The sequence below is a fragment of the Chitinophagaceae bacterium genome (genome assembly GCA_016710165.1).
Taxonomy (GTDB): Bacteria; Bacteroidota; Bacteroidia; order Chitinophagales; family Chitinophagaceae; genus Ferruginibacter.
The window spans coordinates 397,854-414,866 of the sequence record JADJLJ010000002.1 but is presented as its reverse complement, the minus strand read 5'-3'; the positions used below and the strand labels follow the sequence as shown (position 1 = coordinate 414,866).

General features: G+C 45.8%; 15 protein-coding genes and 1 pseudogene. 4 read left to right on the top strand and 12 right to left on the bottom strand.

Annotation, left to right across the window (positions count from 1 at the left end; translation table 11 throughout):
• The first annotated feature begins 3 nt into the window (after positions 1-3).
• Genes IPJ02_12235 through IPJ02_12225 form a run of 3 tightly spaced genes read left to right on the top strand, consistent with a single transcriptional unit; the run spans position 4 to position 2,907 of the window.
• Positions 4-1,041, top strand: a complete 1,038-nt coding sequence (locus IPJ02_12235; GenBank protein ID MBK7376294.1) for a hypothetical protein — start codon at positions 4-6, stop codon at positions 1,039-1,041.
• A 12-nt stretch (positions 1,042-1,053) separates the two neighbouring features.
• Positions 1,054-2,319 (top strand): T9SS type A sorting domain-containing protein, encoded by a 1,266-nt coding sequence (locus IPJ02_12230; protein ID MBK7376293.1) that lies wholly within the window; start codon positions 1,054-1,056, stop codon positions 2,317-2,319.
• Positions 2,320-2,352: 33 nt separating this feature from the next.
• Complete coding sequence (locus tag IPJ02_12225; GenBank protein ID MBK7376292.1) at positions 2,353-2,907, top strand: hypothetical protein; 555 nt, start codon at positions 2,353-2,355, stop codon at positions 2,905-2,907.
• Between the two features lie 65 nt (positions 2,908-2,972).
• Here IPJ02_12225 and IPJ02_12220 read toward each other — a convergent pair whose 3' ends face one another.
• The 10 genes and pseudogenes from IPJ02_12220 to IPJ02_12175 form a co-directional block, all read right to left on the bottom strand.
• On the bottom strand, positions 2,973-3,605 hold the full coding sequence (locus IPJ02_12220) for an alpha-L-fucosidase (protein ID MBK7376291.1): 633 nt from the start codon (positions 3,603-3,605) through the stop codon (positions 2,973-2,975).
• A 1-nt stretch (position 3,606) separates the two neighbouring features.
• The gene (locus IPJ02_12215) at positions 3,607-4,407 is read right to left on the bottom strand and encodes an alpha-L-fucosidase (GenBank protein MBK7376290.1); all 801 of its coding nucleotides are present in this window, start codon (positions 4,405-4,407) and stop codon (positions 3,607-3,609) included.
• Between the two features lie 4 nt (positions 4,408-4,411).
• On the bottom strand, positions 4,412-5,182 hold the full coding sequence (locus tag IPJ02_12210) for an SDR family oxidoreductase (protein MBK7376289.1): 771 nt from the start codon (positions 5,180-5,182) through the stop codon (positions 4,412-4,414).
• 2 nt (positions 5,183-5,184) lie between these two features.
• Positions 5,185-6,007 (bottom strand): annotated as a pseudogene (locus IPJ02_12205) (amidohydrolase family protein).
• Positions 6,004-6,345, bottom strand: a complete 342-nt coding sequence (locus IPJ02_12200; GenBank protein ID MBK7376288.1) for an L-rhamnose mutarotase — start codon at positions 6,343-6,345, stop codon at positions 6,004-6,006. Before IPJ02_12200 ends, IPJ02_12205 begins: the two are co-directional and overlap by 4 nt.
• Complete coding sequence (locus tag IPJ02_12195) at positions 6,342-7,196, bottom strand: fumarylacetoacetate hydrolase family protein (protein ID MBK7376287.1); 855 nt, start codon at positions 7,194-7,196, stop codon at positions 6,342-6,344. The genes IPJ02_12200 and IPJ02_12195 overlap by 4 nt, the downstream gene beginning before the upstream one ends.
• A gap of 8 nt (positions 7,197-7,204) precedes the next feature.
• A complete protein-coding gene (locus IPJ02_12190) occupies positions 7,205-7,969 on the bottom strand; it encodes a glucose 1-dehydrogenase (GenBank protein MBK7376286.1) in 765 nt (254 codons plus the stop codon).
• Positions 7,970-7,971: 2 nt separating this feature from the next.
• Positions 7,972-9,165 (bottom strand): sugar MFS transporter, encoded by a 1,194-nt coding sequence (locus IPJ02_12185; GenBank protein ID MBK7376285.1) that lies wholly within the window; start codon positions 9,163-9,165, stop codon positions 7,972-7,974.
• Positions 9,166-9,174: 9 nt separating this feature from the next.
• Positions 9,175-11,304, bottom strand: a complete 2,130-nt coding sequence (locus IPJ02_12180; GenBank protein ID MBK7376284.1) for an alpha-L-fucosidase — start codon at positions 11,302-11,304, stop codon at positions 9,175-9,177.
• 14 nt (positions 11,305-11,318) lie between these two features.
• Positions 11,319-12,755 (bottom strand): alpha-L-fucosidase, encoded by a 1,437-nt coding sequence (locus tag IPJ02_12175; protein MBK7376283.1) that lies wholly within the window; start codon positions 12,753-12,755, stop codon positions 11,319-11,321.
• A 192-nt stretch (positions 12,756-12,947) separates the two neighbouring features.
• Here IPJ02_12175 and fumC point away from each other — a divergent pair, with 192 nt between their 5' ends.
• Positions 12,948-14,345: a class II fumarate hydratase gene (gene fumC / locus IPJ02_12170; protein MBK7376282.1), complete on the top strand. Its 1,398-nt coding sequence runs from the start codon at positions 12,948-12,950 to the stop codon at positions 14,343-14,345.
• A 403-nt stretch (positions 14,346-14,748) separates the two neighbouring features.
• On the opposite strand, the gene IPJ02_12165 is transcribed toward fumC, so the two are convergent.
• Positions 14,749-15,612: a hypothetical protein gene (locus tag IPJ02_12165; protein ID MBK7376281.1), complete on the bottom strand. Its 864-nt coding sequence runs from the start codon at positions 15,610-15,612 to the stop codon at positions 14,749-14,751.
• Between the two features lie 62 nt (positions 15,613-15,674).
• The gene (locus IPJ02_12160) at positions 15,675-16,988 is read right to left on the bottom strand and encodes a hypothetical protein (protein ID MBK7376280.1); all 1,314 of its coding nucleotides are present in this window, start codon (positions 16,986-16,988) and stop codon (positions 15,675-15,677) included.
• Between the last annotated feature and the right edge of the window lie 25 nt (positions 16,989-17,013).

The following is a 17,013-nucleotide window of genomic DNA, read 5'->3' as shown; positions in this document are numbered from 1 at the left end:
TTTATGAAAAAATATCTTTCCCTTCTTTTTAGTAGTTTTTTCCTGGTTGTAAATGCTTCTGCAAAGATCTGGCGGGTGAATAACACGGGTGTTCCGGCAGACTTTACAACCGCCCAGGCTGCTAATAATTCAGTCAGCGTGCTGAATGGCGATACCGTTCATCTGGAAGCCAGTGGGGCATCGTATGGCGCCCTTACGCTTTCAAAACAACTTATCATCATCGGCAACGGCTATTTACTGGGAACGCCGGGAGGCAATGCAAATCCGGACCTGCAGGCCAATCCTGCCACATCGCTGTTGTCGACCGTGCTGTTCAATACCGGGAGCAATGGAAGTGTGCTGGAAGGTGTTACCTTAAGCAATACCCTGACCGTTACAAACGGGGTTTCCAATATCATCATCCGCAGGAACAGGTTAGCCAATATTACACTGGGTTTGAGCAGCAATATCCAGGTGCTCCAGAATTATATTGATAATGTATCCAATGCATCCATCGGCGGGGATGGCAACCCTGCTACCAACCTCCAGGTCAATAACAATGTAATTGCAAATGCGATAAGCTTTGGCTCAACCAGCAATGGGGATTTCATGAATAATATCATATCATCTGCTTCTTCATTCGGGGTAAGTAATTTAACTGGATTCAGGGTATGGAATAATATCTGCGTGAATACTCATACGGTAAATCTGACCAGTTGTGACAGCCGCAGCAACATTGGCAATTCCACGCAGTTCGGAACACTGAACAGCAACCAGTCGGGTGTACCCATGTCAACCGTTTTTGAAGACGTGGCCAATACCAACCCGGGTTTCAGCGAAGACAGCCGCTGGCAGCTGAAAGCCGGCAGCCCGGCCATCGGCGCCGCCTGGAACGGTGTTTCTGCAGGAGGTGATTGCGGCATATTCGGATCTTCTGCAACCGGGATTTCCTATGTATTGTCGGGTATTTCAAATGTGCCGAGCATCTATAAGCTTTCTGCCCCGGTCACGGTTACATCCAATACACTCAATATCACCATCAGCACAAGAACAAATAATTAATAAGACGGAGTCATGAAAGCAGCTAAATATGCCGGGATCCTGATATTGCTGTTCACGTTCATGCAACTGAACGCCCAGGTCATCAATAAGGTTGAGTATTTTATTGATACCGATCCGGGGTTTGGCAACGGAACCAATGTTTCCATAACAGCTGCAGCAAATATTACCGACCTGCTGATCCCGGTCGACATATCTGCACTGGGAAAAGGGCTTCACAATGTTTACCTGCGTTCAAGAGATGATGGCGGAAACTGGTCTTTAACAAGACGCTGGCTGTTTGTAAAGGACTTTGCAGCCGGCAATGTAAACAAGGCTGAGTATTTTGTTGATACCGATCCGGGGTTTGGCAATGGAACCGATGTTGCTGTCAGTGCAGGTACAAACATCAGCAATGTACTGATACCGGTCGACATCAGTCCATTCGGAATGGGCCTGCACTCTGTTTACCTGCGAACAAAAGACGTTAACGGAACATGGTCGCTCACCAGCCGCTGGCTATTCTTTAAGGACATTGCCCGGGATAACCTGCTGGGTGGAGAATATTTCTTTGATACCGATCCCGGCTTTGGCAACGGAACAGCCATACCCTTTGGAACCGGGTTAGGGACCAATGTGCCGGATTTTTCTTTCGGGGCCAGCTTATCCGGCATACCCAATGGACTTCATTATCTTTTTATCCGCACCAAAGAAGCCAATGGGAAATGGTCGCTTACCAACGTGATCCAGTTTGATAAAGATGAGCCACTGCCGGTTAAACTGGTCTATTTTAATGTAACGGCGGAAGGGAAGAAGGCACACCTTAGCTGGCAAACGGCCACCGAACAGAACAGCGACCGCTTTGATATTGAGCGAAGCATGGATGGTTTGCATTTTGAAAAGATTGGATCGGTAAAAGCAGCAGGCAACAGCACTGCACATATTAATTACAATTATTTTGATCCCGGGCCAAAAAAAGGAATTAACTATTACCGCCTGAAAGAAGTGGACATTGACAACAGCCTGCAGTATTCAGAAACAAAAACTGCAAAGTTCGGCGATGATATCCGCTTTGCATTATACAATAACCCCACGAACGGTGCTGACCTGGTTATAAAGACCAATCAGCTTCCTGCAAGTTTATTGATCTTTGACGCCTCGGGTAAAAAACTGAAAGAGATAATCCTGAATGCAGGTACGTATTCTCTGCCGGTTCATGAACTGGCTGCCGGTACCTACCTGGCCGTACTCAGCAAAGATGGAAAGGTTATGGGCGTGGAGAAATTCATGGTCAGCCATTAAATAAGCATCATTTAATCAACAAACTTTTTTACCATGAAAGCATTCTTTTTTGTTCTCAGTTTCGCAATAATTTATTATCAGCTTCCTGCGCAGAGGCGGCCGGTAAAGTCAACCAGGGTAAATAATTCACAAACAACATTGGCTGTACAGCTTCAGGAATTAGTGTTACTGGCAGAATCAAAATTTGAATCGATCAAGGGAGAAGAGAACAAATCGGAAACAAAGACGAACATGATGGGCATAGGCAACTATGTTTACAATACGTCCTACCAGCTTAAAGGTGCAGCCAGTTGCAGGGTAATATTCCGCAAATACACTACCCAGGTACTCAACAAGACCCGGTATGCTGCCATTTACGTGGATAACGGGCATGAAGCATGGGGAACGGGGGTCTTTAACGATCTGTCAGACAAAATACAGAAAGGGCTTTCAGATAAATTCAGTTTTTCCAAACAGGATGGCAGTTATGGAAGTGAGTTCCATGTTTTTTCGCCCAAAGAAAAAAGCGATCACAAGATAAACCTTATACTGGCTTTCAGGGATGTTGCCGGAATAAAAAAGGCAACAGTCACCATTGAGGTCTTCTGAATGAATATGCCCTCATCCTCCATGGTCTTTACCGGGTAATTATCCTGCAGCTGCCATGCGTCAAATTATTTTTCAACGAGTTTTTCGTCAATTAGGTACACGCCAACTTCGCTGATAATTGGATTATTCTTTGCTTCAAAAAAGCGAATATTGATATTCCTTACTTTTTGTTTTTCAAAAGTGATTATTCTCTTTCGGCCAATTGTTTTCCCCGGTATCCGGGACAATACTTTTACGTTTTCATCCATTAATATGACCTCAAATATTCTCACTCTTTGTCCATGTACTAATGCTTCATTTATGGAAATACAATTTATTTCGGTCTTTGCTTTGAATGAAATATTGATACCATCATTTCCAATTGCCTTAACATCTTCATCCGGATCTTGAAATGTTTCTATTGTTTGACTATTATCATCAGTTAGTTTTTTTGTAGTAAACAGAGCGTGCCCATAAGTAATATTAACTATTGAATTTTTTGCAAGATTGTTGCTAAAACTTCCTCCTTTCAATTTCTTAAATCCAACCAACGCCGTCGAATCATTCTCATGTATCAACCCTCTCCCATCGGGTGGTACATTCAATAATAAATTTGCCCCACGCCCAACACTTTTTAAATACAGATCAAATAACTGTTCAGGCGTTTTTACTTTGCTGTCTTCTGCCTTATGGTAAAACCAGCCGGGTCTTATACTCACATCACATTCGGCCGGTATCCAGTTCTTTCCATTTACATTTCCTGTGTTTAGAGTATCCTGGGGGGCCGCCTGCACCCCTTGTAAAACCTGCAGTATCCAGTGTATTCCAGTTGGTGACCCCGGCAATACCGCTTTCATTTCCCACCCAGCGGATATCGGGACCGATATCACTGAACACAACAGTACGGGGTGAAAGTTCACGGACAGTTCTCTCAAACCGCTTCCAGTCATACACCTGTTTCTTTCCATTGGGCCCCTCGCCATTGGCGCCATCCCACCAGAGTTCCCAGATGGGGCCATAGCTGGTGAACAGCTCCTTCATCATATTCACAAACACATCGTTGTATTTCTCTGTTCCGTAATCGGGGTGGTTCCTGTCCCAGGGAGAGATATAAACCCCGAACTTCAACCCGTATTTCCTGCAGGCGGCCGATAATTCCTTAAGTACATCTCCCTTTCCATTCTTCCATTTGCTTTCCCGGACAGTATGTTTCGAAAACTTACTGGGCCATAAACAAAACCCGTCGTGGTGCTTGGCGGTGATGATGATCCCCTTTGCCCCTGATGCTTTTGCAATACGGCACCATTGCTCACAATCCAGGTTTGTAGGATTGAAGACCTCTTCTTTTTCTGTGCCATGCCCCCATTCCAGGTCAGTAAATGTATTGGGTCCAAAGTGCATGAAAAGATAAAACTCCATATCATGCCAGACAAGCTGTGCTTTGGTGGGTTTGGGAATTACAGTCTGCGCCCGGAAAAGCAACGGGCAACAAACAAAAAATATGATCAGAAAAAGTTTCATTCAGTTATAATGCCCGGTCAAGATGTGTGTATCCCCCATCCACATGGATCAACTGCCCGGTGGTGTGGCTTGATCTTCCCGAAAGCAGAAATACTACCATGTTGGCGATCTCCTCCGCAGTGGTCATTCGTTTTTCCAATGGTACCTTTTCGGTGATGGAACTTAATTTCAGTGCCGGGTCGGATAAGGAGTTTATCCATTTCTCATAAAGGGGTGTATAACATTCGGCAACGATGACGGCATTGACCCGTATCCCGTATTTTAATAACTCCACCGCCCACTCTCTCGTCAGTGCATTACGGCCACCATTGGAAGCAGCATAGGCAGAAGTATTACCCTGCCCGGTTTCAGCAACTTTGCTACCGATATTCACAATGGATCCCCTGCTTTTAATTAATCCTGGTAATGCGAAGTGCGCTAACAGGTAATAATGTACCAGGTTCTTATGCAAAGAAGCCATGAAAGAATCATAATTTCCGTCTTCCAGCCCTACCCCGTCATTTACGCCGGCATTATTTACCAGTCCATCGATCTTTCCGAATTTATTGATCACGGAATCAACCGCCTTTTTACATTCATCCGGTTTTGTAAGTTCAGCCGTCACAGCAAAACCTTTACCCCCGATTTCAGATAGCATTGATTCATTGTCAGCCTCATTCCTGCCGATAATGACCGGCATGGCACCTTCCAGTGCAAGAGCCCTTGTTATCCCTGCGCCAATACCCTTGGCGCCGCCGCTGACCATGATGACCTTATCTTTTAACCCGAGATCCATAATTAAAGGTTATAAAATTTTATTGCATTGAGGCCAAATATTTTTTGCCGGTCTGCTTCTGAATATTTTTCCATGTATCTGACCAGCAGGTCTTTCCATTGCCCATAGCTACCCGAAAGCTGCAATACCGGCCAGTCGCTGCCAAAAAGCAAACGGTCGGTTCCAAACAGTTCAAAAACCGTATCAAGATAAGGATAAAGATCAGCCTCCTTCCATTCTTTCCATTTCGCTTCGGTCAGCAACCCGGATAATTTGCAATACAGGTTTGGGAACGAAGCCATTTCCTTCATATACATTTTCCAGTCATCTATTTTATTATTCCTGATATCAGGCTTGGCGCAATGATCGATCACAAATCTTTGTTCCGGAAATCCTGATACAAACTCCAGTGCATGCCTTAACTGGTGATGGTAGACCAGCAGATCGTAGGTGTAATTGAATGCGGCCAATGCCCGTATGCCACGCTTAAATTTATTTCCTGCTAAAAAACCATCCGGTTCCGCCTGTACAATATGCCGCCATCCTTTGATGATGGGAAAGCGGGAAAAATATTCCAGCCGCTGACCGATATGCTCATCCTGCAGGTCAACCCAGCCAACCACGCCTTTGATGAACGGGCTGGTTTCTGAAAGGCGGGCCGGAAGTCCGTTTCCGTTTCGCCCGGTCTGCCTGTACCGCCACGCAACCTGCCATTTCATTTTCTTTTAGCAGGATTGATAAATGTTCAGGTAAAAAATTCCGACGCAGGATCTTCATATCATCCGTGATCCAGGAATCTCTCACCGCATCAAAAGTCCAGAAATGAACGTGTGAATCGATGGTCATGGCAGTTCAAAGATTTTATCCATGATGACCCACTTCTGTCCTGGTTTTGCCCAGGGCAATGCCTGCTGGAATTTCCACATCCGTTCTTCCCATTCCTGCACGTCCGGGTTGGATGCATCCGCAGCTGATTTTTTTTCAAAACTGAAATCATCCCCTGCTTCAATGATCATGAACAGCCTGTTGCCCGTGCGGTAAATATCCAGCACTTCAATGCCGGAATCCTTGATGCTTTTTATTATTTCGGGCCAGACATGCCTGTGATGTTCTTCATACTCCCGGATAAAAGCCGGGTCATCTTTCAGGTCCAGGGCAAGGCAATATCGTTTTAGCTGTGTCACTTTGATGAATACGCCCTCGCTGTTTGTTTGCTGCTCCCCAACCCGTCGATCCCCAACTCGATCACATCACCGGGTTTAATATAAACGGGTGCTGGTTTTTGTCCCATTCCCACACCTGCCGGTGTTCCGGTTGAAATGACATCGCCGGGCAACAAGGTCATGAACCGGCTTACATAAGCAACCAGGTGCGGAACAGTAAATACCAGGTTTTTTGTATTGCCATCCTGCATGATCCTGCCATTTACGGTTAACCAAAGCCGGAGGTTATTTACATCCGCTACCTCATCCCGGGTGGCAAGCCAGGGGCCAAGCGGCGCAAACGTGTCGCAACTCTTTCCCTTCACCCACTGGCCGCTTCTCTCCAGTTGAAATTCCCGTTCGCTGTAATCATTGTGCAATACATACCCGGCTACATGGTTCAAGGCATCTCCCTCCTCAATATAAGATGCCTTTTTACCGATCACTACCGCCAGTTCCACTTCCCAATCGGTCTTCACACTGTTTTTAGGAATTACCAGGTCATCGTTGGGGCCAACGATCGCACTTGTTGCTTTAAAGAAAATGACCGGCTCAGCAGGTAACTGCATATTGCTCTCCTTTGCATGGTCGGAATAATTCAACCCGATGCAGATGATCTTTGATGGCCGGGCGACTGGCGAACCGAGCCTTGTGTTTACCGGAACCGGTTTTAGGGATCTTTCATCAATGATCTTTTTCAATGACGAAAGTCCGTCATTCTCAAAAAACTTCTCATTGTAATCATCCACGTAACCGGATACATCAAACCAGCCATCATTGATAATGACAGCAGGCTTTTCCCTGCCTGCATCACCATAGCGGATCAGTTTCATAAATACATTTAATTATTCAGTTTAATAAATCCGCCATCGACCGGGTAATCACACCCGGTTATGAAAGACGCTTCATCACTGCAGAGATAAAGAGCCAATGCAGCTACTTCATCAGGCCTGCCCATACGGCCGATGGGCTGGGTTTTGGAGAGTTTTTCAAACATTTCCTCTTCTTTTCCCGGGTATGATCTTTTCAGGAACCCATCCACGAAGGGTGTATGTACCCGGGCAGGGGAAATTGAGTTGCACCGGATGTTCTCCTGTATATAATCTTTGGCAACACTAAGTGTCATCGCCATTACCGCACCCTTTGCCGTGCTGTAAGCAAAGCGGTCAGGCAAACCAACATGTGCAGCAATGGATGCCATATTGATGATACTTCCCCCCTTTGCTTTTCTCAATTGCGGTATGGCAGCATGGATGCAATTATAAACTCCTTTTACATTCACCTGTATTACGCTGTCAAAATCGGTTTCTGTGGTGGTATCTGCTTTCCCGATATTGGCAATACCTGCATTGTTAACAAGAATATGGACCGTACCGATGTTCTCAAATACCGCGATCACTTCTTTTTGGCTGGCCACATTGCAGGAATGCACAAAGGCCTTCCCGCCAGTCTCTTTAATTTCACGAACAACTTCAGCAGCACTATCCATATTCAGTTCAAGAACATGAACCACTGCTCCCTGTTTTGCGAATGTAACGGCAATGGCCCTGCCGATGCCGCTGCCTGCACCGGTAACCACCGCAATTTTATTATCCAGGCGAAACATAGTTATTCTTTTATTTTATATCCTTTCCATCCAAACCATGCTACTACCACAAAGCAAAGTAAAGGTACGATATAGGCATTTGCAGTTGACTGCTCGGATAACATTCCCATCACATAGGGTACCAATGCTCCGCCAACAATTGACATGATGATAAAGGAGGACCCTTTTTTTGTATGATGCCCCAGATCTTTCACCCCGAGGGCAAAAATGGTCGGGAACATGATGGATTCAAAAAAGAAGATCGCCATAAGGGCATAAACAGATATCCACCCTTTCGTCCATACCACAGATATACACAAGAGAATATTGATCAGTGAATAAACCATCAAAAGTTTGTTGGGAGCTATTTTACGCATCAATGCCGTACCGGCAAACCTGCCCATGGTAAAAAGGAGCAAGCTTACCGAAAGCAGGTAAGATGCTTTGGATGCAGTAATACCGGTATCGGCTTCGGTGCAATAATTAATGAACAATGCGGCTACACCCACCTGTGCCGCTACATAAAAGAACTGGGCAACCACCGCATTAACAAAATGGCTGTGCTTCACTAATGGCTTTGCATCCTGTTCGCTCTCTGAAACCAGGGTGCTTTCTTTTATTTCCGGCAAAGCCGTTCTCAGGAATAAGGCAGCTACCACTAATACAAGGGCGCCAATAATGATGTAGACAAACTGAACAGAACCAAGATCCCCCTTTTCGTTATTGCTCCCGAAAAAGAGATTGGCTGCAATGATGGGCCCGATGAATGACCCCACTCCATTAAAGCACTGAGAAAGGTTCAGGCGGAATGCCGAAGTGCCCGGCTCTCCCAATACCGTTACATATGGATTGGCGGCCGTTTCCAGGCAGGCAAGCCCGGAGGCAAGGATAAAAAGCGAGATAAGGAAAAAATTAAAACTGGATTGCTGTGCTGCCGGGTAAAAAAGGAAGGCCCCAATAGCATACAACAGCAGGCCTGCAATGATCCCCTTTTTATATCCATATTTATTCATGAACATGGCTGCGGGAAAGGCAACCAGGAAGTAAGCGCCGAAATAAGCAGCCTGCAGCAGGGTGGAACGTGTTTTGGTGATATCAAGCGATTCCTGGAAATGCTTATTCAGAACATCCAGTAAACCATATGCCAGCCCCCACAGGAAAAAAAGGCTGGTAACAAGTATCAGGGGAAAGAGGAATTTATTTTTGGCCTGGTTCATACCGGTAAATTAATGAAATAATATTCCTGCCGGCAACTCTTCTTTTTTCCCACCCCCCGGTTGCATCAGAACTTTCAGTTCATTACCGCCGCCGCTGTCAAAATAAATAACCCTGATCTTGTGAAAGCCCTTTTTCAATGCTGCCTTACCGCTCTTTTCAACGGTACCGTGATCCCCGTCGTTATCCACCACTTCTTCATCATCAATGAACAATTTACTGCCATCGTCGGATCGGGTATAGAAAGTATACACTGCATCGCCGGCAACCTTTATGTAGCCGTTGAACTCAAAAGCAAATTTATCAACCCGCTGCTTTTTGGCTACCGTGATCACATCAGCAATACCCGAACTCACCAGGCTGGTTTTGAATGAGGAAATCATATTGATATTTTTATCAGGCTGATAGTAATTATATACTATTCCCCGTTTCACGTTTCCTGTTTTCGCCGCATTTTTCCAATCGTATGTTTTCACTTTTTCCTCCAATGTTGCACCTGGTAAAGCGCCTGCCTGGTAAGCTTTTGCCCTGATGATACTTGTCTTATCAATACTGAATGGCTTTGAATAAACCGGAGATTTCGGTCCCGGTTCAGTACCATCAGTTGTGTAACGTATTGTTTCTGCACCTGCAACCGATAAACTGATCACGGGTTTTGTTGCGCCTTTTCCATACGTTGCTTTAATTGCTGGTTTAGGAGAAAACTTTCCATAATCACCGATCTTAAGGACAAAAGCATAAGGCGACCTTATTTTATTGGGATTGTATTCCGGTAAACCGATGACAGTATTGCCTCCCTGCTGCTGCCACTGTAATTCTTCTTTTGTGGATAAGAAACTGACCGCTGTTCCGGCAGAAAGGCTGACATCCTTCAGGAGCAGTTTTTTATCATCCGGGTATCTTGGGAAAATGGCATACAGTGTATTTGTGCTGCTGTTGTATGTATAAAAAACTTCTTTCACCGCATAGCCCGGATCGGGGTCAACGGTTATTTTTAAAAGCATGTCACCACTCCGGTCTTTGTATTCCCGGTTGCCTTCACTCCACTGGCTGTGTATCTTCCACCTGGAAGTTCCGTAAATAGCTTCCCCGTTTATTTTAAGCCAGGCTCCCATTTGCAATAAACGCTCCTGCATTATGGGAGGGATCTTCCCGTGTTCATCCGGACCAATATCCAGTAAGAAATTTCCTCCACGACTTACTTTATCTATTAACTGCAGCACCAAAGACTGTGCAGAGTTATAATCCCATGCATCTTCTTCCCGGTTATAACCATAGCTGTAACCCATGCCCCTGCTCTCTTCCCAGTAATGGTCCTCAAAATCAAGCTCCGGCTGATACTCGGGTGTGTAGACTCCGGCATGTTTGAACCGTACGCCCTCTCCCCACCGGTCGTTCACCACCACTTTGTCCTTAACCGGGCTTTCATTATACAACCAGGTTAAGAATTCCTGGCTCTTCCATGTCTCCGGCGGGGCTTCCCAGTCACCATCGGTCCAGAAAACGTCGGGCTGGTAGGTGTTGATCAGGTCCTTCATCTGCGGCCAGGCGTGTTCTGCTGCATACCTGTTCTTATCTGCCTTCCATAACGGGTTGAACCATTCGTATAAAGAGAAATACATCCCTGCACGAACAGGAGTTTTCCGAACGGCTTTAAAAAGATCTCCGAGAAGATCCCGTTCAGGACCTACGTCAACTGCATTCCACTTAAAGCCCCATGTTTTATCTGCTTCCTTACTTGGCCACAGCGTAAATCCATCATGATGCTTTGAAGTAAGTACAATATACTTTGCTCCTGATTGTTCAAAAAGACTTGCCCATTCATCCGGGTTGAATAATTCTGCTTTAAAATCGTTTGCAAGATCATAGTAAGATCTGCTGCCAAATTTTGCTTTATGATATCGCTGCCGGGCCGTATCCGTTGTCTGCAATCCCTGCTGGTACCATTCTGCATAATTGCCCTTTGTACTCCAGCCCGGTACGGCATAAACCCCCCAATGAATGAAGATGCCGAATTTGGCGTCCCGGAACCATTGCGGAGTGGGCCGCTGGTCAAGCGATTGCCAGTTAGGCTGGTAGGTTTGGGCAAAAGAAAATCCCATCGTTGCCAACGAAAGACAGAGCAGAACTGTTTTTTTCATTTCCTTTAATTGAATTATTGATCTGAGATCTTAAAGACCCATGCGTGTTTTGCGGGCGGATCATTCCGCAGTTTTTCCGGTACAGTAATTCGGATCGTATTGTTCTTCTTATCAAGTGCCAAAGGTTTGTCATATCCCAGCAGGTAAACGCTGGTTGACGGCTTCCTTTCAAAACTGCTGATCCCGATCGTGGAAGGCATCTGCACTTCATTTTCATCCGCCAGGTAAATGGCATACACCGCATTGCCTTTTTTTGTGAAAACAAACCTGCCTTCCCGGTAAGGTTTGATGAATGTTGTTCCGTAAATGGCTTCTGAGTTCACCTTCATCCAGGCACCGATCTCTTTCAACCGGTAGTAGGAAGAATCATCCCACTCTCCATCGGGTCCGGGGGCTACATTCAATAAAAAATTCCCGCCTTTACTCACTGCACTGCACAGCATATGGATCAATGTATTGGCCGGTTTATTCTTTGCATTGGGAATATAAGACCAGGAAGTGGACATGGGCATACAGCTTTCCCAGGGAATGGGATTGGTCTCGCTGGGTATCATTGCTTCCGGCGTAAGATAATTCTCATATTCACCCGCTACGGTCCTGTCCACGATCAGCATGCCCGGCTGTTTACCTCTTGCCATGGCAGCGATCCGGGGCATATCAATATCCTGGTCGTAGGGAATGCTTTTTTGCCAGCTTACCGAACTGTCGATGCTGCTGAAGGGGCGTACCCAGCCTCCATCCAGCCATAACAGGTCAACCTTCCCGTAGTTGCTCATCAATTCCTCAAACTGGGTGTAGGTAAAATCTTTAAAGCGCTTCCATATCTCCGGGTATTTTTTTGTATCGTAGGTCGGGTTCCGGTCCTTGGGCGGGAAATAACTCCACCAGTAATCGGGAGCATGCCAATCGGGCTTGGAAAAATAAATACCGGGCATCATGCCTTCTTTCCGGAATGCATTTAATATTTCTTGGGTGACATTGCTTCTCGGATCTTTCGAGAAGGGTGTTTTTGCATCGGTTATTTTATAGTCCGTTGTCCTTGTATCAAACATGCAGAAACCATCGTGGTGCTTTGCCATGGCAAGCACATACCGCATCCCGGCATCTTTAGCTGCAGCCGCCCATTTTTCGGGATTGAACCTTACCGGGTTGAAAGTAGTCTGAAGGTTCTCATAGGCTTTTTTGTATTCGTACCAGTCCCTTGAATAGGGCCCTTTCCGTTCGCACCAGCCTTCGTCCTCCGGGCAAAGGCTCCAGCTTTCCACCACACCCCACTGGCTGTACGGTCCCCAGGTGATCATAAGGCCAAATTTCATATCGCCCCATTCTTTCAGCTTTTGCCTTACCTGTGGGTCATCCGGTACCTTATAATCAAATTTACCCTGTGCGGTGATAGCGGTTGAAATAATGAGAAAGAAAAAAAGGAAACAAACCTGCTTATATTTTGCCATAACCTTGTTTACTGCAATATAAAAAGAAAATATAAGCATTGCTATTTATCCGGGCGGATCGCCGTGGTCGGTGTCCTCACCGACCACATTCATACAAGGCAATTCCTCATTTGAAATGAATACAAAGACCAGGCATTACTTTTTGCCGGCGTGGCGTACCTTTGTCCCGTTCATTTAAAACCAACAGACTATATGGAATACAGGATAGAAAAAGACACGATGGGTGAAGTAAAAGTACCCCTGGATGCGTATTATGGTGCACAGACCCAACGCAGCATTGACAACTTTAAAATAGCACAGGACATTAACCGGATGCCGAAAGAGATCATCCGGGCATTTGCCTATTTAAAACATGCCGCTGCATTAACCAATTATGATGCCGGCGTGTTGACAAAAAAGAAAGCGGACCTGATCGGCAAAGTAAGTAAAGAGATCCTCGATGGAAAACTGAATGACTATTTCCCATTGGTTGTCTGGCAAACGGGCAGCGGCACCCAAAGCAATATGAATGTAAATGAAGTGATCGCTTACCGGGGACATGTGCTGAATGGCGGCAAACTGTCTGACAAAGAAAAATACCTGCATCCAAACGATGATGTGAACAAAAGCCAGAGCAGCAATGACACGTTCCCTACTGCCATGCACATTGCAGCGTATAAGATCCTGGTTGAGACCACTATTCCCGGAATAAAAAAACTGAGAGATACCCTTGATAAAAAAGCAAAGGCATTTAAGAAAGTGGTTAAGATAGGACGCACCCATTTTATGGATGCAACCCCGCTTACCCTGGGGCAGGAATTCAGCGGTTATGTTTCTCAGCTGGATCATGGACTGAAGGCGATCAAAAACACGCTGGACCACCTGGGTGAACTGGCGTTGGGCGGTACAGCTGTTGGAACAGGCATCAACACCCCTCCCAACTATGATTTGAACGTGGCCAGGCATATTGCGAAACTCACCGGCCTGCCTTTCAGAACAGCAGAGAATAAATTTGAAGCCCTGGCCGCCCATGATGCCATTGTGGAGGCCCACGGCGCCCTGAAAACCGTTGCCGTGAGTTTAATGAAGATCGCAAACGACATCCGCATGCTGTCAAGCGGACCAAGAAGCGGCATTGGTGAGATCTTCATACCGGACAATGAACCGGGTTCTTCCATCATGCCCGGGAAAGTTAATCCCACACAATGTGAGGCATTGACAATGATCGCTGCACAGGTGATGGGAAATGATGTGGCCATCAATATCGGTGGCGCTACCGGCCATTTTGAACTGAATGTTTTCAAGCCGGTGATGATCTATAATTTCCTGCACAGCGCCCGGCTGATCGGTGATGGCTGTGTTTCCTTCAATGACAAATGTGCGGCAGGCATAGAACCGATCAAAGAAAATATTAAAAAACATGTTGACAATTCGCTGATGCTGGTTACGGCCCTGAACACAAAGATCGGGTATTACAAAGCGGCAGAAATTGCTCAAAAAGCGCATAAAGAACATACCACCTTAAAAGCAATGGCCGTTAAGCTGGGATACTTGACTGAAAAAGAATTTGATGAATGGGTGGTGCCCGAAAAAATGGTAGGCAAGATCTGATCTTCTTTTCTTAATAAAAAAGGCTGCCGTTCCGGCAGCCTTTTTTATTTGCCGGCAGCCCATCGGGTAATTACCCGGTACAGGATGATTCTGCTCAAAATACCTGTAAAAAAAACCATCTGCCCTGTGCTTTTTACTATCCGTTACCAATAAAAAAAGGCATCGCTCACGTATTTATTCTATGAAAATAACCAAGGGCCGGGTATTTGTTCACAGTAACGAACAAAGTCCTTTTTTGGTGAAATAATAAATTCTCCTGTTCCGTTGTCAACATGATAAGCCTCCGGATCAGCCCCGAAAAGACTACTTAAAAACAGGTCAAAATTTTTTTGTCCCTTTTGAGTTTGATTACAAAAAAAAGCCCCCTGATTCTTCAGGGGGCTATGTTTTTATTAAAACAGATCTATTTACACTTATAGGTGAAGCTTAGTTTTCCGGCAGTAGCAGGAATGCTGGGCTGGTCATCTCCTGTCATGATCACACTCAATACATAATTATCCCTGCTCATCACATAACTGCCAAAGGTGGAAACTATGGAATCCCGTAATACATTTCCCGGGTCATAGTTTCTTACTGTTATTTTCTGCGGGCCGTTTGTTGGCCTTGCCCCGAAATTATAGAACTGGCTGAAATGAGGATAACTTTCTTCATCCGGGAAAAGGTACAGGAACCGCTTGGGCAAAACATTGTTGTAGTAATTGATGTCCGCATCTACCACCAGGTCACCGGTAAACAGGTCGGTACCTGTCATGTGTGTCATCTTACCACCGGAATACGTATATGCAACCAGGTAGAAAGGTACCCCGGGATTACTGGTCAATGCATAGAACTTCTGGGCCAGGTAGCCACTGCCATCATAGAAATAACTTACTTCATACTGCAGGGAGAAGGGATCGGTAGGATCTACAAGTGCATGCAGTTGCCTGATGCGCCGGGTAGCAATATCAACCAGGAAATATTCATCCGCATTGATAAATACCGTGTCGCTTGCATAAAACGGGGTGGCAATAAAATCAATGGTAAAAGAAAGGCTGTCGAATTTTGTGATGTTGGTTACATTATCGGCGCTGTTGATGCTGGCTATGATGGCCCCCAAACCGGTACCGGTGGCTGTATCGTGGTAGGCGATCTTGCTGATGCGGCAATCCACCCCAATGATCTGGCCGTTGCCGGAACCATCGGAGCTGGCTTCCTGGCTATACTCTTTGGAACAGGAAGCAAAGACCAACAGCGCTGCAACCGGTAAAACAAAAAAACATTTTTTCATTGTTGTCATATTTCTCAGGTTATATATTTTATCACCGGTTCCCGGCATTAAAAACCATCCTTTTAAAAGATCTGGATCCGGGTAGTCTCCAGCTCTGTGGTAGTGGTAACGGGTACGTCGTTTATCTTATCATAAACCAGGCCAAAGCCCCTGGCATACCATCTTTGCTCTTCCGCATATACTATATCGCCCAGCCCCAGGTTACCTATATAGCTGTATTTTACCTTAATGATGTTTGTATAACTATTGCCGGCAATGGTGGCGGATGCATTCCTGGCAAGGATCTGGCAGTTGATCTTTACATTCACCGGGAATCCGCCCACTGTATTGGTTCCCAGGGTGATCGTCCAGGTGGCATTCGTAGCCAGTGAAGAATCCAGTATCAAACCATCTACATTGAATGGATTATCAAATATGCCGAAATCACCTTCATATAACTGGTAATACAAACCCCCGTTCTTCCGGTTAAAGACCGAATCGGTGGGGGTTCCCATATCCTTTACTTCAAATATGCGGTACGTGACCCCGTTCTTGACAATGTTATTGGGGCTTACCTGCACATAGGTTGTATCCGAAGCCGTGCCACCTACCTGCCTGCTCGACCAGTTACTGAAACTGGTTTGGGGAATATAATCCAGGTTGGTGGTGGGAATGGTGCTGCAGTTCACCGAAAAGCTGCAGCTGTTGCCGCCGCCGCTGGCAGGAAAATTAAAACTGCCCGCTGCACCCGGTGTCCCGGTGGCCGTTAAAACAACGGTTTGGGCACCCGTTGCAGTGAAGACGCCTGTGGCTGAAAAGGCAAACCCGTTAACGGTGGTGGTGCTTATGCTGTAAGCGCCGGTTGAGGTCACATTCACATTTACGGTTACGGTATTGGCTGCCGTTAAAACCACACCCGTGTTATATGTTCCGGCTAAAACAGCTCCTGTACATGTTCCCGGTGATCCGCCCAGGGTATATACCGCCGGGTTGGCAGGAACGGTGATGCTGAACGTACAGGCACTGGTGCCGTATTTTACAGTAAAGTTATTTATTCCCGGTACCAGGGGTTTGCCGGCGGCATACAGCCGTATGGTATTCACTCCTTTTACCACACTGCCCGACCTGCTGAAAGAATAGCCGTTAACGGTATCGGATCTTATATCAAAACTGCCTTTAACAGAAACTTCTACCTGGACATCCACAAAATTATCATTGGTGAGAACACTGTCAACTTTATACAGGCCGTTTACAGTCACTGGCAGACAGTTATTGGAAAGGTCTTTAAGCAGTTTCCCGGCCGATATCCCGTCTGTTCCAAAATCAAGTTCTTTCTGGCAGGATGTAAAAACTGTTGAAAAGAAAAGTACGGCTACCGCAAATCTGGTATACTTCATAAAACCAGGTAATTTTTATATCTAA

Excerpts from the sequence above, each read along its gene's own strand:
- IPJ02_12235 (MBK7376294.1), top strand. The coding sequence starts at position 4 with ATGAAAAAATATCTTTCCCTTCTTTTTAGTAGTTTTTTCCTGGTTGTA.
- IPJ02_12230 (MBK7376293.1), top strand. The coding sequence starts at position 1,054 with ATGAAAGCAGCTAAATATGCCGGGATCCTGATATTGCTGTTCACGTTC.
- IPJ02_12225 (MBK7376292.1), top strand. The coding sequence starts at position 2,353 with ATGAAAGCATTCTTTTTTGTTCTCAGTTTCGCAATAATTTATTATCAG.
- IPJ02_12215 (MBK7376290.1), bottom strand. The coding sequence starts at position 4,407 with ATGAAACTTTTTCTGATCATATTTTTTGTTTGTTGCCCGTTGCTTTTC.
- IPJ02_12210 (MBK7376289.1), bottom strand. The coding sequence starts at position 5,182 with ATGGATCTCGGGTTAAAAGATAAGGTCATCATGGTCAGCGGCGGCGCC.
- IPJ02_12195 (MBK7376287.1), bottom strand. The coding sequence starts at position 7,196 with ATGAAACTGATCCGCTATGGTGATGCAGGCAGGGAAAAGCCTGCTGTC.
- IPJ02_12190 (MBK7376286.1), bottom strand. The coding sequence starts at position 7,969 with ATGTTTCGCCTGGATAATAAAATTGCGGTGGTTACCGGTGCAGGCAGC.
- IPJ02_12185 (MBK7376285.1), bottom strand. The coding sequence starts at position 9,165 with ATGAACCAGGCCAAAAATAAATTCCTCTTTCCCCTGATACTTGTTACC.
- IPJ02_12180 (MBK7376284.1), bottom strand. The coding sequence starts at position 11,304 with ATGAAAAAAACAGTTCTGCTCTGTCTTTCGTTGGCAACGATGGGATTT.
- IPJ02_12175 (MBK7376283.1), bottom strand. The coding sequence starts at position 12,755 with ATGGCAAAATATAAGCAGGTTTGTTTCCTTTTTTTCTTTCTCATTATT.
- fumC (MBK7376282.1), top strand. The coding sequence starts at position 12,948 with ATGGAATACAGGATAGAAAAAGACACGATGGGTGAAGTAAAAGTACCC.
- IPJ02_12165 (MBK7376281.1), bottom strand. The coding sequence starts at position 15,612 with ATGAAAAAATGTTTTTTTGTTTTACCGGTTGCAGCGCTGTTGGTCTTT.
- IPJ02_12160 (MBK7376280.1), bottom strand. The coding sequence starts at position 16,988 with ATGAAGTATACCAGATTTGCGGTAGCCGTACTTTTCTTTTCAACAGTT.